The following is a 23,222-nucleotide window of genomic DNA, read 5'->3' as shown; positions in this document are numbered from 1 at the left end:
CATTATATAGATTTTTTTTTCACTTATATATATATCTATCTTCACCTCTAACTCCCCCACCCCCCCAACACACCCCCCTCCGCCGTCCGCCGTCACCACACTCCGCACAGCCTCAGCAGCGCCGCCGTCGCCGCCCCGGCCACGACCACCACCGGGAAGGGTGCCCGGCGCCACGCGAGCACGCCCGCGACCAGCACCCCCGCCGGACGGGCCCACCCGGCGAAGCCGTGCCCCTGGGTCAGCGCGCCGGTCGCGACCAGTGCGACCAGCAGTACCGCCGCCGCGACCGCCAGCAGGTGCCGGACCCGCGCGGAGAGCGCGAGCCGGTGCCCGAGCAGTGGGCCGGCCACCCGGTAGGCGTACGTCCCGGCGGCCAGCAGCAGGATCGCGTACAGCGGCATCATCGGACCTCCTCCTTCACGGCCGCCGGGGCGACCGCCTGCTCTCCCGGTTCCCCCGGTTCCCCCAGCTCCCCCGGCTCCCCTGGTTCCGACCCCGCCCCGGGCCGCCCGGCGAACAGCAGCCCGACCAGGGCCAGGAGCACCGGCAGCCCGCCCGGCACGAAGGGCGTGGCCGCGACGGCCACCACCGCGCCCACCACCGCGGCCGTACGAGTCGCGCGGTCGGTGAGCGAGGGCAGCACCAGTGCGAGCAGCACGGCGGGGAAGGCCGCGTCCAGCCCGAGCGCGCCGGTGTCCCCGATCAGTCCGCCGGCGAGGCCGCCGAGCAGCACCGCCACGTTCCACACCACGAACAGCGAGACCCCGCAGACCCAGAACGCCGCCCGGCGGCGGCGCGGTTCGTGCTGCTGGAGCGCGAAGGCCGCACTCTCGTCGGTGAGCATCTGCGCCCCGAACAGCCTTTGCCACCAGGGGCCCTGGAGTACGTCGGCGACCGCGAACCCGAACGGGAGCAGCCGGGCGTTGAGCACCAGCCCGGTGGCGACGGCCGCGAGCACGCCGCCACCGGACAGCACCACGCCGACGGCCGCGAACTGCGAGCCGCCCGCGAAGACCAGGACGGAGAGGGCGGTCGGCACCCAGAGCGGCAGGCCGCCGGAGACGCTGATCGCGCCGAAGGAGGCGCCGACGAGTGCGTCGGCGAGGCAGACCAGGGCGATGTCGCGGAGGGTCGCATGTTCGAGTGTTCGGAGTAGCGAACGCATGTTCATCAGAATGAACCGGGAAGCCCATGTTCGTCAAGGCGAACGGGAGGACCGATATGACGAACGCCCTTGGGTCCCGCAACCCCATGCCCCATGGCCCCATGACCCCGACCCCCCGGGGGCCGGCGTGGCAGCATGAACGGCACCACCAGCGGGAAGCCGACCGAAGGAGCCTGGAGAAAGCGTGAGTGGCGAGCATGAGTGACCGGACCACCCGACCCGAGGGCGCCAACGGCTCCGGTGCGGAGCTGATCGGCCAGATCGCCGCGTCCATCCGGCGCGAACGCGAACGCAGCGGACTGTCGATGGCCGAGCTGGCCCGCCGCGCCGGCATCGCCAAGTCGACGCTCTCGCAGCTGGAGTCGGGCGCGGGCAACCCCAGCGTGGAGACGCTCTGGGCGCTGGGGGTCGCGCTGAACGTGCCGTTCAGCAGGCTGGTCGACCCGCCGCGCCCCACCGTCAAGGTGCTCCGGGCCGGCGAGGGCCCGGTGACCCACTCCGAGCAGGCCAACTACGCGGCCACGGTGCTCTCCTCCTGCCCGCCGAACGCCCGGCGCGACATCTACCGGATCGAGGCCCAGCCGGGCGACACCAGGGCTTCCGAGCCCCATATGCCCGGCACCGTCGAGCACGTGTTGATCGGCTCGGGCCGGGCCCTGGTCGGCCCGACCGAGACGCCGGTCGAACTCGGCCCTGGCGACTACATCAGCTATCCCGGGGACGCCCCCCACGTCTTCCGCGCACTGGCCCCGGACACCCTCGCGGTGATCGTGATGGAGCACATCTGACGGGTGACGGCCAACAGATGACAGCTGACAGATTTCGAAATCTGTCAGCTGTCATCTGTTGCCTGTTCTCTGTCAGCCGTTCGCCGTTCGCCGTTCGCCGTTACTTCAACAGCCCGTCCAGGAACGGGTTCCCGAACACCCGGTGCGGGTCGTACCGGTCGAGCGTGGCGACCGCCTCGTCCCAGCCGGGCCCGCCCCCGGCGCGCAGGCTGTCGGGAATGGCCCGGCCGATCACGTCCTGGTCGGACCAGGCGGCGTCCGCCGTGTACGCCCACCCCTTGGACCACTCGACCCTCGCCCCGGCCCGGGTGCCGTCGAAGGTGCGCAGCAGCCACTGCTCCAAGTCCCGGGCGAAGCGCTCCAGTCCGGGCGTGCCGGGGAAGGCGAGGACGTCGAGCCAGACCGCGGTGTCCCACTCCGGGCGGTCCGCCCGGGGGCGCAGCGCGGACAGCAGCGGCGGCCGGGCGCCGGGGACGCCGGAGTAGGACGGGTCGTCCAGGCCGGTGACCCGGATCTCCACCGCGCCGTTCACCGGGAACTCGCCCCTGGCCTGGTACTCGCCGAGCAACTGCCGGTAGTAGGCGGCGAATTCGCTGACCACCCACTGCAGGTCGGCGCGCTTGGTCAGGATCGCGTAGCCGTTGGCGGTGACCCGCAGCGTGGTGGGCCGGACGTACTGCAGCAGGGCGCGCGAGGGGCCCCAGAGGTCGGAGCGCAGGCCGCCGGCGAGCAGGTGGGTGATCAGGTCGCCGGTGAGCAGGTCACGCAGCAGTCCGCCGGAGAGCAGGACGTCGGTGAGGTCGCCGGTGAGCGCCACCTTGGCGATGAGGTACTGGAGTTGGCCGAACAGCGGGGCCGATCCCCAGGCGCCGGAGATGATTTGGCCGGCCAGTCGGGCGACCGGTTCCGGAATGCTGTCCGAGAAGGGGTAGTTGTAGGGCTGGTCGACGGCCCGGGAGGCGAGCGGCTTGCTCGGGGCGACGGTCCAGGTCTTGAGCCACGGGTAGTCGGTGTAGGCGAACCAGATCGCCTCGACCCGGCCGTCGCGCTCGACGAAGTCGGCGAGGGTGCGCGGGCCCCCGCCGCCGCCCAGCAGTCCGCCGAGCAGTCCGCCGCCGCCGGTGGGGGTGCCGGGGCGGGCGAACAGGTCGCTCGCCGGGATGTCCAGCCGGCTGACGCAGCGCAGCGGGCGGTCGGCTCCGACGCGCAGCACGACCTCGGTGAGGAAGGCGCGGCCGAGGTGCACCAGGAACGCGGCGCTGTCGGCCTCGGTGCGGTCGAAGGTGCGCAGCGCGTAGCGGCCGGTCGCCGGGTCGAGGACGACGGCGGTGAGCTTGACCACCTGGTTGCTGACCGAGCCGTAGCCGTGCCCGTCCGGCCGCAGTTCGCCGCCGGCGCCGGTGGCGGTGCCGTGGCCGCCGATGGCGAGCACTCCGCCGACGGTGAGGTCGCCCGGCGCCGGGCAGGCCGTCAGGCCGAGGCCCCGGTCGGACAGGTGGGTGAGCAGCGCGTCCATGCTCGCGCCGGTCTGCGCCCGCACGGTGGTGGGTGAGTCGGCGGTGATGGCCGTGAGGTACCGGTTGGTGTCCACGAGCAGGACGCGGGCGTCGGCCGGGGTGCCGTTGGCGACGGTGAGCGGGGCCCAGGTGTGCCGGTAGCCGGTGGCGCGCAGCCGCCAGCCGTTGGCGTGCGCCCAGTCGGCGAGGGCCGGGACCTCTTCGGGGGTGCGCGGTGCGCAGGTCCACAGCTGGTCGGTGCGGATCTCGCCGGACCAGTTCTGGAACACCCGCTGGTACAGCTCGGTGCCGGCGGGAAGGCCGGGCGGTACTGGCGTGGCCGCCTCGGCGCTGTCGGGGCCGATGGTGCCGCGCAGCAGCCAGGCGGCGCCGCCGAGCGCCGCGGAGGCGCCGAGCAGCTGCCGTCTGGTCAGGCCGCGGTGGGTGTCGTTGCCGTCGTGTTCTGTGGTCATCCGGTCCGCCCCCTGCGTCGGTTTCCCCGGGCCGGATCGCGGCGCTCCGGGGCGGTCGGAATCCGCCCGACCCGGTCAGGAGCGTACGAAGTGCCGTACGACCGTTTGAAGCGTTCCGGCCGGGATCTCACTCGTTCGAGTGATCATGGCGCGAACGGCCGAGGGCCGTCCACCTGGTGCGGTCGGCGGGGCGGGGCGGCGTGGTTTCGGCGGTCGCCGAACTGTTGCCCGGCCGTCCGAGGGACGCATAGGTTGATCTTGACCATCGACTCCCCCGCCCGCCGGAGGCTCCGCCGTGCCCTCGTCCGCGCCTGCGTCCGCGCCGCTCGCCGACGTCGGCACCGCGCCCGCCACCCCCGCCGCCGTCACGGTCACCGTCGCCCAGCCCGTCTGCGCCGCCCCCGGCCGTCCGGACACCCTGGCCGTCAACGCCGGACGGCACGCCGCGGCCGTCCGGGAGGCGGGGACCCGACTGGTGGTGTTCCCCGAGCTGTCCCTGACCGGCTACGACCTGACCGCCCCCGCCGTCGACCCGGCGGACGCCCGGCTCGCCCCGCTGGTCGAGGCCTGCGGCGCCACCGGCGCCCTGGCGCTGGTCGGCGCGCCGGTCGCGGAGGCCGACGGGCGCGAGTCCATCGCCACCCTGGCGGTCACCGGCGGGGGCGCCCGGGTCGTCTACCGCAAGATGCGGCTGCACGGGCCGGAGCTCGGCCGGTTCAGCCCCGGCGAGCGGCCCGTCGTGCTGGAGCTGGACGGCCTGCGGCTCGGCCTGGCGGTGTGCGCCGACGCCGCCGACCCGGCCCACGCCGAGGAGACCGCCGCCCTCGGCATCGACGCCTACGTCGCCTCCACCCTGTACGGTCCCGGCCCCGCGCAGGCCGAGCGGCTCGCCGGGCACCTGCGGGAGCGGACCGGCGCGCACGGGGTCTGGGGCGTACTGTCCACCAGTGCCGGGGCCAGCGGCGAGTTCGCGGAGACCTCGGGCCGCTCCGGCGTGTGGGCCCCGGACGGCACGGTCGTCGGGCAGCTCGGCGCCGAGCCGGGTGGGCTGCTGCGGGTGGAAATACCCGGGGCCCGCGAGCGGCTGTGGTGATCGGAAGTCCCGTGACCGGGCCGGACCGGCCCGTACAGGAGGTGCAGCGCGCGATGGGTGACGAGCGGGAGAGGCCGCAGGAGTACCGGGTCGAGCACGACTCGATGGGCGAGGTGCGGGTGCCGGCGGCCGCGAAGTGGCAGGCGCAGACGCAGCGGGCGGTGGAGAACTTCCCGGTGTCCGGCCAACGGCTGGAGCGCGCGCACATCGCCGCGCTGGCCCGGGTCAAGGCGGCCGCGGCGCGGGTGAACGCCCGCCTCGGGGTCCTGGACGAGGAGACGGCCGGGGCGATCGCGGCGGCCGCCGAGGAGGTCGCGGAGGGCCGCTGGGACGACGAGTTCCCGGTGGACGTGTTCCAGACCGGTTCGGGCACCTCGTCCAACATGAACGCCAACGAGGTGATCGCCACCCTGGCCGGCGAACGGCTGGGGCGGCCGGTCCACCCGAACGACCAGGTGAACGCCAGCCAGTCGTCCAACGACGTGTTCCCGTCCTCGATCCACATCGCCGCCACCGCCGCCGTCACCCACGACCTGATCCCGGCGCTGGAGCACCTGGCGGAGGCGCTGGAGCGCAAGTCGGTCGAGTTCGCGCAGGTGGTCAAGTCCGGCCGTACGCACCTGATGGACGCCACGCCCGTCACCCTCGGCCAGGAGTTCGGCGGCTACGCGGCCCAGGTGCGGCACGGGCGGGAGCGGCTGCTGGCGACCCTCCCCCGGGTCGCCGAACTGCCGCTCGGCGGAACGGCGGTGGGCACCGGCATCAACACCCCGCCCGGGTTCCCGGCGGCCGTCATCGAGGAGGTCGCCCGGGCCACCGGGCTGCCGCTGACCGAGGCCCGCGACCACTTCGAGGCGCAGGGCGCGCGGGACGCGCTGGTCGAGCTGAGCGGCCAACTGCGCACGGTGGCGGTGGGGTTCACGAAGATCGCGAACGACCTGCGGTGGATGGGCTCCGGTCCGCGCACCGGCCTGGGCGAGATCAACCTGCCGGACCTGCAGCCCGGTTCGTCCATCATGCCGGGCAAGGTGAACCCGGTGCTGCCCGAGGTGGTGCTGATGGTCGCCGCCCAGGTGGTGGGCAACGACGCGACGGTGACGCTGGCCGGCGCGAGCGGCAACTTCGAGCTGAACGTGATGCTCCCGGTGATCGCCCGCAACGTGCTGGAGTCGGTGCGGCTGCTGGCCAACAGCGCCCGGCTGCTGGCGGACCGGACGGTGGACGGCATCACCGCGAACGTCGAACGGGCCCGCGAGTACGCGGAGTCCTCGCCCTCGGTGGTGACGCCGCTGAACCGCTACATCGGGTACGAGGAGGCGGCGAAGGTCGCCAAGCAGGCGCTGGCCGAGCGGAAGACCATCCGCCAGGTGGTGCTGGAACGCGGGTACGTCGAGCGGGGCGCGCTCACCGAGGAGGAGCTGGACCGGGCGCTGGACGTGCTGCGGATGACGCACCCGTAGCCGGCCCGGCCCGGCCTCGTCGGCCGGTGCGCCGGGGCGCGGCGGGCACGAGTGCCCTCCGTGCCCCGGACGCGGGCTGCGGGGAAGGTCAGCCCTTGGCGCGGCCGGCCCGGCCGAGCCGCATCGCTGCTCCGTTCGACGTGATCGTGGCCATCGAGATCGCCGCGAGTCCGAGCAGGAACATCACGGCACCGACGATGACGCAGGTGACGATGTTCTTGCCGTGCGCGACGGACCCGGAGACGGCCCAGGGAGAGATGATCGTCCAGATACCGAGCGCGGCGGCGGCCCAGGCCCTCGCGTGGGTGCGCTCGTAGGCCGAGCCGTAGCCGGCCATCAGTGCCGTGTAGGCCAGCCCGACGATCAGGCAGGTCACGGTCAGGGTGCTGAACGCGGTGAAGCCGACGATCCACGGCGATGCCGCGAGGAACAGGCCGGCCAGAACGGCCAGGGCTTCGACGCCCTGGGCGCGGGGGGTCGAGGTGACCCGCTCGTAGTGTTCCCGGAGTTCGACGATGTCCGGGTGGTGCTCCATGCCTGTCGGCACATGGGTTGCCACCGATACCACCTCCTGTGGTTTCGGACCATGGGAAGGGGCAAGCCCCGTACCTATTCTGGCGCTTCTCCAAGGTTTTGCACCTGATAGTCCGGAATGACCGATAACCATCCGATCACGCCGGTGACCTGCGTCTCAACACTCCGAGGGCCCATTGCCTATGCAACTCGTTGCATAGCAGGATGCTGGGCATGGCACTGGAGCACGCGATCCTCGTCTCGCTGCTGGAGCAGCCCGGCTCCGGGTACGAACTGGCCCGGCGCTTCGACCGCTCCATCGGACGCTTCTGGACCGCCACCCACCAGCAGATCTACCGGGTGCTGCGGCGGATGGAGGCGGACGGCTGGGTCGCCGCCGAGGAGGTCGCGCAGGACGGCCGCCCGGACAAGAAGGTCTACTCGGCGGCCGGGCCCGGACGGGCCGCGCTGGCCGACTGGCTGCGCGAACCGGTCGAACCGGAGACCGTACGGCACGAGCTCGCGGTCAAGATCCGGGCCGCCGCCTTCGACGACCCGGCCGCGCTGATCTCCGAGGTCGAGCGGCACCGCGACAGCCACGCCGCCCTCCTCGCCCGCTACCTGCACGGCGAGCAGCGGGACTTCCCCGACCTCACCGCGCTGGACACCCGGCAGGAGCTCCAGCACGTCGTGCTGCGCGGCGGCATCGAGTTCGAGCGGATGACCCTCGCCTGGCTGGACGACGTGCTCGCCACCCTGCGCCGGCTCGCGGAGGACGGACGGGGAACAGATCACAGATGACAGATAACAGATGACAGAGTTTGAAATCTGAAATCTGTTCGCTGACATCTGTCTTCTGAACTCTGTTCGCCGCCGTCCGTCCACCCGCCCGCCGCACCCCGCCCCGCCGAGTCCTCACACCCTCGACCCCCTGGGAGCCCCCGATGCTCTTCAACCCGCGCACCTACGACCCCGCGCAGTTCGACGAGCCGACCCGCCGGCTGCTGCGCGCGACCGTCGACTGGTTCGAGTCCCGCGGCAAGAAGGCGCTCATCGACACCTACATCGACCGCGCCTGGTACGGCGACTTCCTCGAATTCGCCGCCCGGGAGGGCCTGTTCGCGGAGTTCCTGACCCCGTCCGCGGCCGACGCCGACAAGCGCTGGGACACCGCGCGGATCGCCGAGCTGAACGAGATCCTCGGCTTCTACGGCCTCGGCTACTGGTACACCTGGCAGGTCACCATCCTGGGCCTCGGCCCGGTCTGGCAGAGCGAGAACGAGGCCGTCCGGGCCCGCGCCGCCAAGCTCCTCGCCGAGGGCCACGTGATGGCCTTCGGCCTGTCCGAGCGCTCCCACGGCGCCGACATCTACTCCACCGACATGATCCTCACCCCGGACGGCGAGGGCGGCTTCACCGCGACCGGCCCCAAGTACTACATCGGCAACGGCAACGTGGCCGGCCTGGTCTCGGTGTTCGGCCGCCGCTCGGACGTCGAGGGCCCCGAGGGCTACGTCTTCTTCGCCGCCGACAGCCGCCACGACGCGTACCACCTGGTCAAGAACGTCGTGAACGCCCAGATGTACGTCAGCGAGTTCCGTCTGGAGGACTACCCGGTCCGGGCCGAGGACGTGCTGCACACCGGGCAGGCCGCCTTCGACGCCGCGCTGAACACCGTCAACGTCGGCAAGTTCAACCTCTGCACCGCCTCGGTCGGCATCTGCGAGCACGCGATGTACGAGGCCGTCACGCACGCCCACAACCGGGTGCTGTACGGCCGCAAGGTCACCGACTTCCCGCACGTGCGGCGGGAGTTGACCGACGCGTACGCCCGTCTGGTGGCGATGAAGCTGTTCAGCGCGCGGGCCGTCGACTACTTCCGCACGGCCTCCGCCGAGGACCGCCGCTACCTGCTCTTCAATCCGATGACCAAGATGAAGGTCACCACCGAGGGCGAGAAGGTCATCGACCTGATGTGGGACGTCATCGCGGCCAAGGGCTTCGAGGCGGACACCTACTTCGACAAGGCCGCCAAGGACATCCGCGGCCTGCCGAAGCTGGAGGGCACGGTCCACGTCAACCTGGCGCTGATCCTCAAGTTCATGGGCAACTACCTGTTCGCACCCGCCGAGTACCCGCCGGTGCCGACCCGGCTGGACGCCGCCGACGACGCCTTCCTGTTCCACCAGGGCCCGGCCCGCGGCCTCGGCGCGATCCGCTTCCACGACTGGCGCGCCGCCTACGACCGGCACGCCCAGCTGCCGAACGTCGCCCGTTTCCGCGAGCAGGCCGACGGCTTCTGCGAGTTGCTGCTCAAGCACGCGCCGAGCAAGGAGCAGCAGGCCGACCTGGACTTCCTGCTGGAGATCGGCCAGCTGTTCGCGCTGATCGTCTACGGCCAGCTGGTGCTGGAGCAGGCCGAGCTGACCGGCCTCGACGCCGATGTCCTGGACCAGGTGTTCGACGCGCTGGTCCGCGACTTCTCCGCGCACGCGACCGAGCTGCACGGCAAGGCCTCCGCCACCGAGGAGCAGGCCGCCTGGGCGCTGGCCAACGTGCGCCGCCCGGTGGCGGACGCCGAGCGCGCCGCGAAGGTGTGGGCGCGGGTCGAGGCGCTCTCGGGCGCGTACGAGATGCAGCCGTGACGCAATGGTGACGCAGTCGTAGGTCCGGTGGGACCAGGACGACTCCGGGGGGGGGGGGGGGGGGGGCCGCCGCCCCCCCCCCCCGCCCGGGGGCCCCCCCCGGGGGGGGGTGGGGCGGGGGCGCGCCGCCCCGCGGGGGGGGGCGCGGGCCCCCCCCCCCCCCCGCACGGCTGCGGCGCTCCCCCGTCGGGGGCGGTTTCAGCCGTCGCCGAGCCCCATGTCGCGGGCCCGGGCGACGGCCTCCGCGCGGGTCGCGACGTGCAGTTTCTCGAAGATGTGGGTGACGTGGTTGCGGACGGTCTTCTCCGCGACCACGAGCTCCCGGGCGATCCGCCGGTTGTCGTGGCCGCGCGCCACCAGGTCCAGCACCTCGGCCTCGCGGGCGGTGAGGTCGGGGAAGAGCTGCCCGGCCTCGCGCATCTTCGCCCCGGCCAGCAGCGCCGTGATCCGCCCGGCGACCTCGCCGCCGAACACCGCGCCGCCCGCGGCGACCGTCCGGACGGCGTGCAGCACCTCCTCGCGCCCCGCGCCCTTGACCAGGTAGCCGCGGGCGCCCGCCTGGAGCGCGGCGAGCAGGTTGCCGTCGTCGTCCGACATGGTCAGCATCAGCACCGGCGGGGACTGCTCCTGGCCGGAGAGCCGGCGGACGGCCTCAAGCCCGGAGCCGTCGGGCAGGGAGAGGTCCATGATCACCACGTTCGGGCTGTGTCGGGCGACCGCGTCCGGGACATCGGCGACCCGCTCGGCCTCGGCCACCACGGTGACGCCCTCGGCACTCTCCAGCGCCGCCTTGAGCCCCTCCCGAAAGAGGGGGTGATCGTCGACGATCAGTACCCGAACGGGTGCCGCCCCGCCCGCCGGGCCGGAGGGTGCGACCAGCTGGTGTTCATCCACCCGGCCGACACTAGCAGCGGCGATCACGTGACTCTCCGTGACATGCCCGGAGGTCGTCCGCACGGCGGGGGTGGCGCCCACCGCCGTCCCGCCCGGAATGCGTGACCGCTGCCTCAGGCGACCGGGACACCGGGCCGAGCAGACTGGGACCGGACACCCTGGGGACGAGGCGCCGGCGGACCACGACGCGGCCGGCGGAACACCCGCTGTCGAGAACCGAGGTGGTGCCATGATCACGGTCTCCTCTCCCCCGCGCCGCACCCGGGCCGAGCGGCAACTGACCGCCGCCGCGGTCGTCACCGCGCTCTGCTTCGTCTCGGCGACGGTGTGGATCTGCTACGTGCTCGTCCACCTCGGCGAACCGGGCGTCTCCCACCCCCGCGACGAACTCGCCATCCTGGTCTACGCCCTGCCGACCGCCGGGGCCGGCATGCTGCTCCACGCGCACCGCCCGGGCAGCCCGCTCGGCTGGGTGATGCTCGTCTACGCGCTCACCAACATCCTCCCCCGGGTGGCGGCCGCACCGCTCTGGGTCGAGGTCCGCGACCCGGGCATCGCCGGCGCCGTGCTGGCCTTCGACACGGTGCTCAGCGCGGTCAGGACGACGCTCATCTACGCGCTGCCGCTCTGGCTGCCGAGCGGACGGCTGACGACGCGGCGATGGTGGTGGTTCATCGGGGCCGTCGGCGTGTGGGTGAACGCCGAGGTGGCCCAGGGCCTCGCCGACCCGACGACCTACGGGCGGACCAATCCGCTGGCCGACAGCCCGCCGGCGCACCTCGCCGTGAGAGTGGTCGACGGACTGGGCGGCCACGACCTGCTGATCAGCGAGTGCGTGCTCGGGTTCGTCACGCTGGTCCTGCTGTCCCGGCTGCTGCGGCCGGCCGCCGTCCCGGGGCGCGACGCGGCCGAGACCCGTCGGCACCGGCTGCGGGTGGCGGGCATGCTCGGGGCGTACGTGCTCTGGGTCGCGCTGCAGGACTTCTACATGCGCAACCGGGCCGACCACTACTGGCTCAGCTACTGGCTGTTCACCGCGGCGGGGGCGGTCTGGGCCGTCGCGATCGGCTTCCTGGTGATCCGGGACCACGGCTGGCGGCTCGACCGGGCGGCCCGCAGCGTCCTGATCGGGCTGTTGCTGGGCACCGGCGTCACCGGACTGTTCGTGGTGGCCGCCGCCGCACTGTCCAACTCGCTGCTACCGGGGCGCGGTGGGCCCGCCCTGCTGCTGATCGCCCTGGTGTACGCGCTCGGCGCCACCCTGCCGAAGGCGGCGCGACGAGCCGTCGCCGTGGTGGACCGGCTGTACTACGGCGAACGCGCGCAGCCCTACCAGGTGCTGCGCACGCTCGCGGGGCGGGTGCGGCAGGTCGTCGACCCGGAGCAGCTGCCGGCGGCGCTGTGCGCGACGGTCGCCGAGGAACTCAAACTGCCCGGCGTCACCCTGGCCGTCACCACCCGGGCCGGACGGCGCACGCTGGCCACCGCCGGGCGGCTGAACGGCCGCAGCCAGGGCTTCGCGCTCGTCCACAACGGGCTGCCGATCGGCGAGTTGACCGTCGGGCTGCGGACGGGCGAGGAGCGGCTGGCGGCGACCGACGTCGACATCCTGCGCTCGCTCGCCGACCAGGCCTCGCCCGCCGTCGCCTCCCTGCAGCTCCAGGAGGACCTGCTGGCCAGCCGGGAGCAGATCATCGCCGCCCGGGAGGAGGAACGACGGTGGCTGCGGCGGGACATCCACGACGGGCTCGGACCGGCCCTGGCCGGCCTGCGACTGCGGGTGGACAACGCGGCCTCGACGGCGGAGGGCGGGCTCGCGGACCCGCTGCACACGGTCTCCGAGGGCCTGGGGATGGCGATCCAGGAGGTCCGCCGGATCACCGACCGGCTCGGGCCGGCGCCGCTGGGCGAACTCGGACTGGCCCGGGCGGTCCGGCAGCTGGCGGACAACTTCAGCGGGGCCGGGCTGACCGTGACGGTCGAGGTCTCGCCGGAGCCGCTGCCGGAGCTGGCGGCGGCGGTGGAGGTCGCGGCCTACCGCATCAGCGCGGAGGCGCTCAACAACGTGCTGCGGCACGCCCGGGCCCGGACCGTGCGGGTGGCGCTCCGGGTGGACGACGAGGCGCTGACGCTGACCGTGCAGGACGACGGGGTCGGGTACCGGGAGACCGAGACCGTCGACGAACCGCCCGGCGGCGGGGTCGGCCTGCGGTCGATGGCGGACCGGGCCGCGGAGATCGGCGGCCGCTGCACCGTCGGACCGCTGCCCCAGCAGCACGGCACGCAGGTACTGGCGGTGCTGCCGCGCTCGGCGGCGGCCAACCGGTAGCGGGCTCAGCACTAGCGGGCCCGGGGGTGGCGGTGCGAGCGGGCGGCGGGCAGCGGGCAGCCGGCAGCGGGCGAGAGCCGACGGATAACAGCTGACAGATGACAACGAACAGCTGACAGATGTTGAAATCTGTCAGCTGTTCGTTGTCATCTGTCAGTCGGAAGAGGGGGCGGCCGGGGTGAGCTACTGGCCGGGCCCGCATCCGAACGGGCAATCCTTCGGCGTGACCGTGCCGGACTTCGACCCGGAACGCCCGATCGACTCCGAGGCGGAGCCGGAACAGACCTTGCGCAGTGCCAGGGCTGCCGCGATCACGCCCGCCAGCACTCCAGCCGTACAGATCATCATGGTCGCAGTCGTCGAGGCAGTCGCGGTGTTCGTGGACATGAGGTGGTACTCCTGATTCTTCCGAGCGGCCGATCCGATCGATCAATCGCTCTGCCCACCACTGTGCGGACGGGCCTGCCCCGTTCGCATGGGTTCGAGGTCCTGTTCAGGTCCCAGAACCGCGCCGACCCGGCCACGCACGGCGGCCACCGGCTCACCCGCACCGGCCCGCAGGACGTACCGCTCACCGGCCCGGAGGTAGACCAAGTCACCTGGGAACAAGGGCACTTCACGGTCGCCGAGAGCGAGGCGGGCGTCGGCGCCGGAGAGCAGCACCAGGAACGTGTCCACCGCGGCCACGGCGTACGGCCCGTGCTGCCCGCCGGGGGCGAGCAGCACGGTGTCGACGGCGATCCGCCGGGCGGACCGGACGGGCCCGAGGGCTCGCGAACCGCCGCGCTGGACGGGGATGTCGGCTGCGGACAGGACCGGCCGGACGGTGAGCACGGCGGTCGGTGCGCCGCGCACGGCGGTGAGCCGGTGACTGCTGCCGGGCGGGTGGTGCAGCGCCTCGCCCGGGGACAGGATCCGGCCGCCCGCGGACAGCCGTCCGGCCAGCACCACGGTGACCGACTCGACCGGTTCGCAAGGAAGTTGCTCGACCAGGACGCCGGGCGGCAGGGTCTCGACGGTCAGCGCGGCACGGACGGCCGGACGGCGCCCGGGGTCGATCAGCCGCTGGAAGACGGGCGCGGTGCGCGGGACGGCAGCGGGGACGAGGATCACAAGTGGCTCCCGGAGAACGGTGAAGGTCAGGGCCGGTCGCGGCGTTCGGCGCGACGGTGGGCGAGGGAAGCCCGGGTGCCGGCGCGGTGGCGGGGCACGGCCAGGGTGAGGCAGAGCAGTTCCGCGCCGAGCGGGCCGGCCTCGATCCGCAGGGTGCGGCCCCTGCGGGCCAGCAGCAGGTCGCCGTCCGAGGCCAAATGGTCCGGCTGGTCGGCGAGTTGCCCGATGACGGCGGCGCCGCGCAGGACGTGCAGTACCGTCTCGGCGTCGGGCCGCCCGGGCAGGACGTGATGGGCGCCCGGGCTCAGCCGCAGGTGGTCGAAGGCCTCGCAGGCGCTGGCGAGCATGGCACGACGGGCCAGTGAGCGGATCCGGACCCGCTCCCCGTTCGGGCCGAGCAGGACCATGGCGGAGCCGGTGTCGGTGGTGACGATCACCTCTGGTCACCTTCTTCGGGTACTTCGGGTACTTCGGGTTCTTCGAGTCCTTCGGGTACTTCGGGGGAGGGTTCGGCGGCCGGCTCCGCGGACGGGGGGACGGCCAGGACGGCGTGGAAGTACTCCAGTCCGGCCGTTCCGGCGGTCAGGACGGTCCGCGCGCCGAGCGGGAGCACGACGGCGGTGCCCTCGACCAGCGGCAGGCCGGTGTCGGCGCGCTCGGGGTGGTCGGGGTGCACGACGTCCTCCGGCAAGGCGGCGAGGCCGGAGCCCGCGGTGACGTACAGCGCGTGCTCGACGCCCTCGGCGGTCACCTCGGCGCTCCGTCCCGGTTCGAGCCACTGCAGGCCGACGGCGCGCAGCGGTCCCGCGAGCAGGCCTCCGGGGTCGACGGCGCAGCCGCGGCGGCGCAGGTCGGTGATGACGGTGCCCGGCATCTCGGACGCTCCTTCGGTGCTCTGGGCGGGCTCTGCGGGCCGCCTCTGCGCACCACGTTCCGCCGCCCGCCGTCCCGGTCGCACGGGGGTGTCGTCCCGTCCCGTTCCCGGCCGCGCGGCCGGACCGTCCCGGGCCCGTACGCGCGAAGTCCCGGGCGGTGCCCGTCGCGGTCCCGGGCCCGTGGCCGCGCCGGTCCCACCCCGGTCCCGCCCCCTGTCCCACCGGGCCCCGCACGCCCCCCGTACGGCCCCCAGCAGGCGGCCGCCGGACAGCCCACCGAACCCCCCGCAGCGACGCCCGGGACCGGTGTACCGGACCGGCGTACGGTGGAACCCGGAGGCCGTGGAATGCACGTCACCGGAACCCCCTTCACCGACCGCGCAGAGGCCGGCCGCCGCCTGGCCGGCCGGCTCGGCCACCTCGCCGGCCCCGGCACCGTGGTGGTCGCCCTGCCCCGGGGCGGCGTACCGGTGGCGGCCGAGGTGGCGGCGGCGCTCGGTGCGCCGCTGGACATCTGCGTGATCCGCAAGCTGGGCGTGCCGTACCAGCCCGAGCTGGGCATGGGGGCGATCGGCGAGGACGGCGTCCGGGTGCTGAACGAGCAGGTCATCCGGCTCGCCGGGGTGGGTGACGGGCAGCTGGCGCAGGTGGAGCGGCGCGAGCGCGCCGAGTTGGAGCGCCGGGCGCTGCGCTACCGGGGCGACCGCCCGGCGGCGGACCTGCGCGGGCGCACGGTGGTCGTGGTGGACGACGGCGTCGCCACCGGCTCGACCGCCCGGGCCGCCTGCCGGATCGTCCGGGCGCGCGGGGCGGCGCGGGTGGTGCTGGCCGTCCCGGTGGCGCCGCGGGACTGGACGGATCGGCTGTCCGAGGTCGCCGACGAGCTGGTCTGCGTCGACACGCCGTCGCCGTTCTTCGCGATCGGCGAGTTCTACGCCGACTTCACGCAGACCGGCGACGAGGAGGTGCTGCGGCTGCTGGCCGAGGCCCGGCGCGGACCGCCCGACGGGGAGCCACCCAACGGCGAACCGCACGACCGCCAACCGCACGACGAGGAGCCGCCCGACGAGGAGCCACCCGACGGGAACGGCATCGACCGCGAGCTGCCGCTGGCCGTCGCCGGGGTCCGGCTGACCGGCCGGCTGACCGTGCCGGCCGGGGCCCGCGCGGCAGTGGTCTTCGCGCACGGCAGCGGCAGCGGCAGCGGCCGGCGCAGTCCGCGCAACCGGCACGTCGCCCGGCACCTGAACCGCCGCGGGCTGGGCACCCTGCTGTTCGACCTGCTCACCGAGGCCGAGGAGCCGGACCGGCGCAAGGTGTTCGACGTCGCCCTGCTCGGTTCGCGGCTGACCGCCGTGGCCGAGGAGCTGGGGCGCACCGAGGGGGCCCGCGGGCTGCCGCTGGGGCTGTTCGGCGCCAGCACCGGCGCGGCCGCCGCGCTGTACACGGCCGCCGAACTGGGCCCCGCGGTAGGTGCCGTGGTCTCCCGGGGCGGGCGGCCGGACCTCGCCGGGCCGGACGTGCTGGCCCGGGTGGACGCGCCGACGCTGCTCGTGGTCGGCGCGCTGGACACCGCCGTGCTGGACCTCAACCGGCGGGCCCTGGCCCGGCTGGGCGGCGTGGGCGAGCTGGTGGTGGTGCCGCGCGCGAGCCATCTGTTCGAGGAGCCCGGCACCCTCGACCAGGCCGCTGAGCTGGCCGGGGACTGGTTCCTGCGCCACCTCCCGCCCGCCGACGGGCCCGGCCCCGTGGACCGGTAGGTGCGGCTGCACAGAATTCGGGCGGCGACCGCCCGGAGGCAGCGCATTTTGCGCAGCCGAAGCCGGGATTTCCTGGCCAGCTTGTACACATTGAGCAGTGAAAAACCGACCTGTTGCCCAACCCCCACGACAGGAGCAAGCTCTCCGCAACCGCACCGCCCACCCGTCGCCGTGCGGCCGCGATCCACGCGATCCGACCCGGCGGGCCGCAAGGCCCCCGAACACCCCCGGAAGCCTCAACGCCGAGGCCCTGACTGGAGGAACGAGCGATGACCCCGCAGTCCCACGCCCTTGAGCTGACCCCCGAGGAGCGCGAGGCCGGCCTCGACGCCGACCAGCTGCGCCGCCTCGTCGGCCTCGTCGAGCACGACCAGGCCTCCGACCCGTTCCCGGTCACCGCCCAGGACGCGGTCGTCTTCGTGGTCGGCAACGCCACCCAGACGGCCCAGTTCTACCAGGTCGTGTTCGGCATGGAGCTGGTCGCCTACTCCGGCCCGGAGACCGGCCGCCGCGACCGCAAGGCCTACGTGCTGCGCTCCGGCTCCTGCCGCTTCGTGATCAAGGGCGGCGTCCAGCCGGACAGCGCGCTGCTGGACCACCACCGCCGGCACGGCGACGGCGTGGTCGACCTCGCCCTGGAGGTCCCGGACGTCGACAAGTGCATCGAGCACGCCCGGGCCAGCGGCGCCACCGTCCTGGAGGAGCCGAACGACGTCTCGGACGAGAACGGCACCGTGCGCCGCGCGGCCATCGCCACCTACGGCGAGACCCGCCACACCCTGATCGACCGCTCCCGCTACCAGGGCCCGTACCTGCCGGGCTACGTCGTGGCGAAGAGCAGCGTCACCCGCCCGGAGGGCACCCCCAAGCGCCTGTTCCAGGCCCTCGACCACGCCGTCGGCAACGTCGAGCTGGGCCGGATGGACGAGTGGGTCCAGTTCTACAACCGGGTCATGGGCTTCGTGAACATGGCCGAGTTCGTCGGCGACGACATCGCCACCGAGTACTCCGCCCTGATGTCCAAGGTCGTCGCCAGCGGCAACCACCGGGTGAAGTTCCCGCTCAACGAGCCGGCCATCGCCAAGAAGAAGTCCCAGATCGACGAGTACCTGGAGTTCTACACCGGCCCCGGCTGCCAGCACATGGCACTCGCCACCAACGACATCCTCACCACCGTCGACGTGCTGCGCTCGCGCGGCGTCGAGTTCCTCAACACCCCGGACGCCTACTACGACGACCCGGAGCTGCGGGAGCGCATCGGCAAGGTGCGGGTGCCGATCGAGGAGTTGAAGAAGCGCGGCATCCTGGTCGACCGCGACGAGGACGGCTACCTGCTGCAGATCTTCACCAAGCCGATCGGCGACCGTCCGACCGTCTTCTACGAGTTCATCGAGCGGCACGGTTCGCTGGGCTTCGGCAAGGGCAACTTCAAGGCGCTGTTCGAGTCCATCGAGCGCGAGCAGGACCGTCGCGGCAACCTGTGAGCGTCGGCCTACCCTGATTGACGGCGGCCCTGACGGACGTTCGAGGCGTCGAGGAGGAGCACGGAGATGGCGTACTACCGGCAGCTGGGCAGCATCCCGCCCAAGCGGCACACCCAGCACCGCACACCCGAAGGCGGGCTGTACTACGAGGAGTTGATGGGCGAGGAGGGCTTCTCCTCCGACTCCTCGCTGCTCTACCACCGGGGCATCCCCTCGGCGGTGGTCGACGCGGTGCCGTGGGAGCTGCCCGACCAGTCCACGGTGCCCAACCATCCCCTGCTCCCCCGCCACCTCAAGCTGCACGAGCTGTTCGCGGACCAGGAGTGGAAGTCCGCGGACGTCGTCGGAAGCCGCCGGCTCGTCCTCGGCAACGGCGACGTGCGGATCTCGTACGTCGCCGCCGGGGCCCCGAGCGAGCTGTACCGCAACGGGCTCGGCGACGAGTGCGTGTACGTGGAGTCCGGCGCGGGCACGGTCGAGACGGTCTTCGGCTCGATCGAGGTCGGCCAGGGCGACTACGTGATCATCCCGCGCGCCACCACCCACCGCTGGGTGCCGACCGGGGACGAACCGCTGCGCGCCTACTGCATCGAGGCCAACAGCCACATCACCCCGGTCAAGCGCTACCTCTCCAAGTACGGGCAGCTGCTGGAGCACGCGCCGTACTGCGAGCGGGACTTCCGCGGGCCGGTCGGGCCGCTGGTGGTCGACGCCGACGGCGACGTCGACGTGCTGGTCAAGCACCGCGGCCCGAACGGGGTCGCGGGCACCCGCTACACCGTGCCGCACCACCCCTTCGACGTGGTCGGCTGGGACGGCTGCCTGTACCCGTACGCCTTCAACATCCGGGACTTCGAGCCGATCACCGGGCGGATCCACCAGCCGCCGCCGGCCCACCAGGTGTTCGAGGGCAACAACTTCGTGATCTGCAACTTCGTTCCCCGCAAGGTGGACTACCACCCGCTGTCGATCCCGGTGCCCTACTACCACGCCAACGTGGACAGCGACGAGGTGATGTTCTACTGCGGCGGCGACTACGCGGCCCGCAAGGGCTCCGGCATCGCCCAGGGCTCGATCTCGCTGCACCCGGGCGGGCACACCCACGGGCCGCAGCCGGGCGCCTACGAACGCAGCATCGGCGCGGAGTTCTTCGACGAACTGGCCGTCATGGTGGACACCTTCCGCCCGCTGGAGCTCGGCGAGGGCGGGCGGGCGAGCGAGGACGCCAACTACGCCTGGACCTGGGCGGGTCGGGGGCCCGCGCGATGAGCGCCGACGGCTCGCCGGCACAGGCTTCGCCGGTCCCGGAGCTGTTCCGCGGCCTCTTCGACGACGCGGCGGTGTTCCCCCCGGGGAACCTGCCGGTCGTCGAGGCGGTGCCCGCGCACCGCGTCCACCGCACGGCCTGGTACGCCGACGCGGTCGGCCCGTTCCTGTGCGGGGCGGGCCGGTTGGGCGAACTGGCCGCGGCGGTGGCGGGCACCGGGCCGCTCAGGGTCGGGCTCGTGCTGCCGGGGGGCAGCGCCGAGCTCGGGCCGGCGCTCACCGCCGCCGCACCGTTCGAGCTCGCGGGCGTCGAACTCGCCACCCGGGACGTGCGGGAGGCCGTGGCCGAACTGGACCGGCTGCTGCCGCCGGACGTGCCGGCCGCCGTCGAGCTGCCGCGCGAACTCCTGCGCGGGGACGGCCTGGAGGAGACCCTGGACGCCCTGGTCGACAGCGCCTACCGGGCGAAGTTCCGCACCGGCGGGGTCGTCGCGGAGTCCTTCCCGGACGAGGACGAACTGGCCGCCTTCCTCACCGGCTGCGCGCAGCGCGGCCTGCCGTACAAGTGCACGGCCGGACTGCACAACGCCGTCCGGCACACCGACCCGGTGACCGGCTTCGAGCACCACGGCTTCCTCAACGTGCTGCTGGCCGCCCAGGAGACCGACCGCGCGGCAGCCGCCGCGGTCCTGGCCGAACGCGACGGCGAGGTACTGGCCAAGGCCGTCCACGCCCTCACCGGGCACCAGGTTACGGTGATCCGCAACTCGTTCACCGCGTTCGGCACCTGCAGCGTCGCCGAACCCCTGGACGACCTGGCCGCGCTCGGCCTGCTGTCGCCCAGTCCACTCCTCCAGGAGGACCGTTGAGCACCCCCCGCAGCTGGCTGGCCAGCGCCCAGGACTCGCCGTTCGGCGTGCACAACCTGCCGTACGGCGTCTTCACCGCGGCCGACCGGCCCGGGCGGCGCCGGATCGGCGTGCGCGTCGGGGACTTCGTGCTGGACGCCGGGGCCGCCGCCCGAGCGGCCGGGGCGCCGTCCGTCCTGCTGGACGCGGACTCGCTCAACCCGCTGATGGCGGGCGGTCGTTCGGTGTGGACGCAGGTGCGCGCCGACCTCACCACCTGGCTCACCGACGAGACGTTCCGGGAGGCGCTGTCGCCGGCGCTGCTGCCGGCCGACGAGGTCGAACTGCACCTGCCGTTCGAGGTCGCGGACTACGTCGACTTCTACGCCTCCGAGCACCACGCCACCAACCTGGGCCGGATCTTCCGCCCGGGCTCGGAGCCGCTCACGCCCAACTGGAAGCACCTGCCCATCGGTTACCACGGGCGAGCGGGCACGGTCGTGGTCTCCGGCACGCCGGTGGTGCGCCCGCACGGGCAGCGCAAGGCGCCCGCCGACACCGCGCCGAGCTTCGGGCCGACCCGGCGGCTGGACATCGAGGCCGAGGTCGGCTTCGTCGTCGGCACGCCGTCCGAGCTGGGCCGACCGGTCGTGCTGGACGACTTCCGCGAGCACGTCTTCGGCGTCTGCCTGCTCAACGACTGGTCGGCGCGCGACATCCAGGCCTGGGAGTACGTGCCGCTCGGCCCCTTCCTGGGCAAGTCCTTCGCGACCTCGATCTCGCCGTGGATCGTGCCGCTGGACGCCCTCCAGCACGCCCGGGTCACGCCGCCGGAGCGCGACGTCGAGCCGCCGGCGTACCTGGACGACCGCGGCGGCGAGCCGTGGGGCCTGGACCTGGCCATGGAGGTCCGGCTGAACGGGCACCTGGTGTCGCGGCCGCCGTTCGCCTCCATGTACTGGACGGCGCAGCAGCAGCTGACCCACATGACCGTCAACGGCGCCTCGCTGCGCACCGGCGACCTGTTCGCCTCGGGGACGGTCAGCGGGCCGGAGCGGGACACCCGCGGCGCGCTGATCGAGCTGACCTGGAACGGCGAGGAGCCGCTCAAGCTGCCGGACGGCACCACCCGGACCTTCCTGGAGGACGGCGACGAGGTCGTCATCACGGCGACGGCCCCGGGGCCGGACGGCGTGCCGGTCGGCTTCGGCGAGGTCTCTGGGCGGGTGCGGGGCTGACGGCTCGGCGGCTCGGCGGCTCGGCGGCTCGACGGCTCGACGGCTGACAGATGACAAGTAACAGATAACAGACGACGGACAACAGCTGACAGATTTCATCATCTGAAATCTGTCAGCTGTTCGTTGTTCGCCCGCCCCACCCCCGCCCCGCCTGTGCCCGCCCCCGCCTACAGCCCGGCGCCGCCCGTGGCGTCGACGACCCGCCCGGTGACCCAGCGCGCATCGTCCGAGGCCAGGAAGGCGACGATGTCCGCGATGTCCTCCGGCTGCCCGACCCGGCCGAGCGCGGTGAGCGAGGCCGCGTGCGCCTCCGCCTGCGGGTTGCCGCGCAGCCAACCCGCGTTGACGTCGGTGTCCACCACGCCGGGCGCGACCGAGTTCGCCGTGATCCCGCGCGGGCCCAGCTGCTTGGCCAGGTTGAGCGTGAAGGTGTCGAGCGCGCCCTTGGTCGCGCCGTAGGCGATGATCTCCGGCATCGCCAGCCGGGCGGCCCCGCTGGAGACGTTGATGATCCGGCCGCCGTCCCGCATCCGCTCCAGCCCGTGCCGCACCACGAAGAACGGCGCCCGGACGTTCACCGCGAACACCTCGTCGAAGCCCTCCTCGGTCAGTGTCGCGAGGTCCGAACTGCGTCCGATCCCGGCGTTGTTGACGATGATGTCGACCCCGCCGCCGGGCGCGTGCGCCCCGACCTCCGCGTCGAAGGCCGCCCAGAGCGCGGCCGCGTCCCCGTGCCGCCCCAGTTCGGCGCGCAGCGCGAAGGCCCGCCCGCCGTCGGCCCGGATCCCGTCGACCACCTCCCGTGCCGCCGCGTCGTCCCGGGCGTAGCCGACGGCGACGACGGCACCGTCCCGTCCGAGCCGGCGGGCGATCGCCCGGCCGATCCCCCTGCTGCCGCCGGTGACCAGCGCCACCTTGCCCTCGAGTCCGTACGCACCCATGACCGAGCCCTCCTGCTGCGTCCACATTTCTTGAGCGATCGCTCAAAAAGGAACCTAGCACACACTTCTTGAGCGACTGCTCTAAAATTCGATCCATGACCGAGGCAGCGACACCCGACAGCGCACCGGCGGCCGGCCCGGCCCCCCGCCCCCGACGCGGACGGCCACCCGCCTTCGACCGGGACGAGGCCCTGTCCGCCGCGACCCGGCTGTTCTGGGAACGCGGCTACGAGGCCACCTCCGTCACCGACCTGACCACCGCCATGGGCATCCGCCCCGGCAGCCTCTACGCCGCCTTCGGCGACAAGCGCTCGCTCTTCGAGGAGGTCGTCCGCCGGTACGGGCACTCCCCGGTCGGCGCGTTCGTCGGCGTCGCGCTGGCCGAGGAGACCGGCGCCCGGGCCGCCTTCGCCCGGATCCTGCGCGAGGCCGCCGCGATCTACCCGGACCCGTCCCACCCCGCCGGCTGCCTGGTGATCAGCGCCGCCACCAACGTCACCCCGCAGGACGCCGGAGTCCAGACCCTCCTGCGCGACCTGCGCAACCGGAACCGGCAGGTCTTCGAGGACCGGCTGCTCGCCGCCCGGCAGGACGGCGAACTGCCGCCCGGGACCGACCCGAAGGCGCTGGCCGGGTATCTCGCCACGGTCATCCAGGGGATGTCCCAGCAGGCCCGCGACGGCGCCACCGCCGAGGAGCTCGGCCGAGTCGCCGAACTCGCCCTGCGCGCCTGGCCGTAGCCACCACCTGCCGCGGCCGCCCGCCACGAGCGCCCGCTACGACCTCGGCCACAACCGTCACCCCGGCCGCCCCTGCTGCCCCACCCGGGGGGCCGCAGGCC

At 73.3% G+C, this 23,222-nt stretch carries 22 protein-coding genes; 13 read left to right on the top strand and 9 right to left on the bottom strand.

Annotated features, from left to right (window positions below; translation table 11 throughout):
* Positions 1 to 92: 92 nt before the first annotated feature.
* Both ACFWXO_RS00190 and ACFWXO_RS00185 read right to left on the bottom strand, forming a co-directional pair.
* Positions 93 to 401: an AzlD domain-containing protein gene (locus ACFWXO_RS00190; RefSeq protein WP_375890767.1), complete on the bottom strand. Its 309-nt coding sequence runs from the start codon at positions 399 to 401 to the stop codon at positions 93 to 95.
* Positions 401 to 1,165: an AzlC family ABC transporter permease gene (locus ACFWXO_RS00185; protein WP_380520906.1), complete on the bottom strand. Its 765-nt coding sequence runs from the start codon at positions 1,163 to 1,165 to the stop codon at positions 401 to 403. Before ACFWXO_RS00185 ends, ACFWXO_RS00190 begins: the two co-directional genes overlap by 1 nt.
* Positions 1,166 to 1,362: 197 nt before the next feature.
* On the opposite strand from ACFWXO_RS00185, the gene ACFWXO_RS00180 reads away from it, so the two are divergent.
* Entirely contained in the window at positions 1,363 to 1,953 is a 591-nt protein-coding gene (locus ACFWXO_RS00180) for a helix-turn-helix domain-containing protein (protein ID WP_375890687.1), read from the top strand.
* A gap of 100 nt (positions 1,954 to 2,053) precedes the next feature.
* Here the strand turns inward: ACFWXO_RS00180 and ACFWXO_RS00175 are convergent, their stop codons facing one another.
* Positions 2,054 to 3,922, bottom strand: coding sequence for a cholesterol oxidase substrate-binding domain-containing protein (locus tag ACFWXO_RS00175; RefSeq protein ID WP_380520903.1), 1,869 nt, complete (start codon positions 3,920 to 3,922; stop codon positions 2,054 to 2,056).
* A 295-nt stretch (positions 3,923 to 4,217) separates the two neighbouring features.
* Between ACFWXO_RS00175 and ACFWXO_RS00170 the strand changes: the two genes are divergently transcribed.
* Together ACFWXO_RS00170 and ACFWXO_RS00165 are read left to right on the top strand one after the other, a co-directional pair.
* Positions 4,218 to 5,015: a carbon-nitrogen hydrolase family protein gene (locus ACFWXO_RS00170; protein WP_380520901.1), complete on the top strand. Its 798-nt coding sequence runs from the start codon at positions 4,218 to 4,220 to the stop codon at positions 5,013 to 5,015.
* Between the two features lie 53 nt (positions 5,016 to 5,068).
* Entirely contained in the window at positions 5,069 to 6,475 is a 1,407-nt protein-coding gene (locus tag ACFWXO_RS00165; RefSeq protein ID WP_375890692.1) for a class II fumarate hydratase, read from the top strand.
* Positions 6,476 to 6,563: 88 nt separating this feature from the next.
* On the opposite strand, the gene ACFWXO_RS00160 is transcribed toward ACFWXO_RS00165, so the two are convergent.
* On the bottom strand, positions 6,564 to 7,034 hold the full coding sequence (locus ACFWXO_RS00160; RefSeq protein ID WP_380395887.1) for an SPW repeat protein: 471 nt from the start codon (positions 7,032 to 7,034) through the stop codon (positions 6,564 to 6,566).
* Between the two features lie 188 nt (positions 7,035 to 7,222).
* Here ACFWXO_RS00160 and ACFWXO_RS00155 point away from each other — a divergent pair, with 188 nt between their 5' ends.
* Positions 7,223 to 7,789 carry a PadR family transcriptional regulator gene (locus ACFWXO_RS00155; RefSeq protein WP_380395886.1) on the top strand — a complete coding sequence of 189 codons (567 nt, stop codon included), beginning with the start codon at positions 7,223 to 7,225 and terminating at the stop codon, positions 7,787 to 7,789.
* A gap of 143 nt (positions 7,790 to 7,932) precedes the next feature.
* Positions 7,933 to 9,633, top strand: coding sequence for an acyl-CoA dehydrogenase family protein (locus tag ACFWXO_RS00150; protein ID WP_380520896.1), 1,701 nt, complete (start codon positions 7,933 to 7,935; stop codon positions 9,631 to 9,633).
* Positions 9,634 to 9,831: 198 nt separating this feature from the next.
* Here ACFWXO_RS00150 and ACFWXO_RS00145 read toward each other — a convergent pair whose 3' ends face one another.
* Positions 9,832 to 10,527, bottom strand: a complete 696-nt coding sequence (locus ACFWXO_RS00145) for a response regulator (protein ID WP_375890700.1) — start codon at positions 10,525 to 10,527, stop codon at positions 9,832 to 9,834.
* Between the two features lie 229 nt (positions 10,528 to 10,756).
* On the opposite strand from ACFWXO_RS00145, the gene ACFWXO_RS00140 reads away from it, so the two are divergent.
* Complete coding sequence (locus tag ACFWXO_RS00140) at positions 10,757 to 12,856, top strand: ATP-binding protein (RefSeq protein WP_380520893.1); 2,100 nt, start codon at positions 10,757 to 10,759, stop codon at positions 12,854 to 12,856.
* A gap of 178 nt (positions 12,857 to 13,034) precedes the next feature.
* Complete coding sequence (locus ACFWXO_RS00135) at positions 13,035 to 13,259, top strand: hypothetical protein (RefSeq protein ID WP_380520891.1); 225 nt, start codon at positions 13,035 to 13,037, stop codon at positions 13,257 to 13,259.
* Positions 13,260 to 13,285: 26 nt separating this feature from the next.
* Here the strand turns inward: ACFWXO_RS00135 and ACFWXO_RS00130 are convergent, their stop codons facing one another.
* Genes ACFWXO_RS00130 through ACFWXO_RS00120 form a run of 3 tightly spaced genes read right to left on the bottom strand, consistent with a single transcriptional unit; the run spans position 13,286 to position 14,843 of the window.
* The gene (locus ACFWXO_RS00130) at positions 13,286 to 13,969 is read right to left on the bottom strand and encodes a hypothetical protein (RefSeq protein ID WP_380520889.1); all 684 of its coding nucleotides are present in this window, start codon (positions 13,967 to 13,969) and stop codon (positions 13,286 to 13,288) included.
* Positions 13,970 to 13,995: 26 nt separating this feature from the next.
* Positions 13,996 to 14,406: a hypothetical protein gene (locus tag ACFWXO_RS00125; RefSeq protein ID WP_380520887.1), complete on the bottom strand. Its 411-nt coding sequence runs from the start codon at positions 14,404 to 14,406 to the stop codon at positions 13,996 to 13,998.
* Complete coding sequence (locus ACFWXO_RS00120; protein WP_380520885.1) at positions 14,403 to 14,843, bottom strand: hypothetical protein; 441 nt, start codon at positions 14,841 to 14,843, stop codon at positions 14,403 to 14,405. Before ACFWXO_RS00120 ends, ACFWXO_RS00125 begins: the two co-directional genes overlap by 4 nt.
* 348 nt (positions 14,844 to 15,191) lie before the next feature.
* On the opposite strand from ACFWXO_RS00120, the gene ACFWXO_RS00115 reads away from it, so the two are divergent.
* The 5 genes from ACFWXO_RS00115 to fahA all read left to right on the top strand — a co-directional run bounded on the left by ACFWXO_RS00115 (position 15,192) and on the right by fahA (position 21,440).
* Positions 15,192 to 16,604: a phosphoribosyltransferase family protein gene (locus ACFWXO_RS00115; RefSeq protein WP_380520883.1), complete on the top strand. Its 1,413-nt coding sequence runs from the start codon at positions 15,192 to 15,194 to the stop codon at positions 16,602 to 16,604.
* A gap of 269 nt (positions 16,605 to 16,873) precedes the next feature.
* Positions 16,874 to 18,088 carry a 4-hydroxyphenylpyruvate dioxygenase gene (gene hppD / locus ACFWXO_RS00110; protein WP_375890714.1) on the top strand — a complete coding sequence of 405 codons (1,215 nt, stop codon included), beginning with the start codon at positions 16,874 to 16,876 and terminating at the stop codon, positions 18,086 to 18,088.
* A gap of 66 nt (positions 18,089 to 18,154) precedes the next feature.
* Positions 18,155 to 19,357: a homogentisate 1,2-dioxygenase gene (locus ACFWXO_RS00105; protein ID WP_380520880.1), complete on the top strand. Its 1,203-nt coding sequence runs from the start codon at positions 18,155 to 18,157 to the stop codon at positions 19,355 to 19,357.
* Complete coding sequence (locus tag ACFWXO_RS00100; protein WP_380520878.1) at positions 19,354 to 20,223, top strand: hypothetical protein; 870 nt, start codon at positions 19,354 to 19,356, stop codon at positions 20,221 to 20,223. Before ACFWXO_RS00105 ends, ACFWXO_RS00100 begins: the two co-directional genes overlap by 4 nt.
* Complete coding sequence (gene fahA, locus ACFWXO_RS00095) at positions 20,220 to 21,440, top strand: fumarylacetoacetase (protein ID WP_380520876.1); 1,221 nt, start codon at positions 20,220 to 20,222, stop codon at positions 21,438 to 21,440. Before ACFWXO_RS00100 ends, fahA begins: the two co-directional genes overlap by 4 nt.
* Before the next feature lie 167 nt (positions 21,441 to 21,607).
* Here the strand turns inward: fahA and ACFWXO_RS00090 are convergent, their stop codons facing one another.
* Positions 21,608 to 22,381, bottom strand: coding sequence for an SDR family oxidoreductase (locus ACFWXO_RS00090; protein ID WP_380520874.1), 774 nt, complete (start codon positions 22,379 to 22,381; stop codon positions 21,608 to 21,610).
* 95 nt (positions 22,382 to 22,476) lie between these two features.
* Between ACFWXO_RS00090 and ACFWXO_RS00085 the strand changes: the two genes are divergently transcribed.
* On the top strand, positions 22,477 to 23,121 hold the full coding sequence (locus ACFWXO_RS00085; protein WP_380520872.1) for a TetR/AcrR family transcriptional regulator: 645 nt from the start codon (positions 22,477 to 22,479) through the stop codon (positions 23,119 to 23,121).
* Positions 23,122 to 23,222 lie beyond the last annotated feature (101 nt).

Source organism: Kitasatospora sp. NPDC059088 (assembly GCF_042738155.1).
GTDB lineage: Bacteria > Actinomycetota > Actinomycetes > Streptomycetales > Streptomycetaceae > Kitasatospora.
The sequence above is the reverse complement of the archived record's forward strand: the minus strand, read 5'-3'. Positions and strand labels throughout refer to the sequence as shown.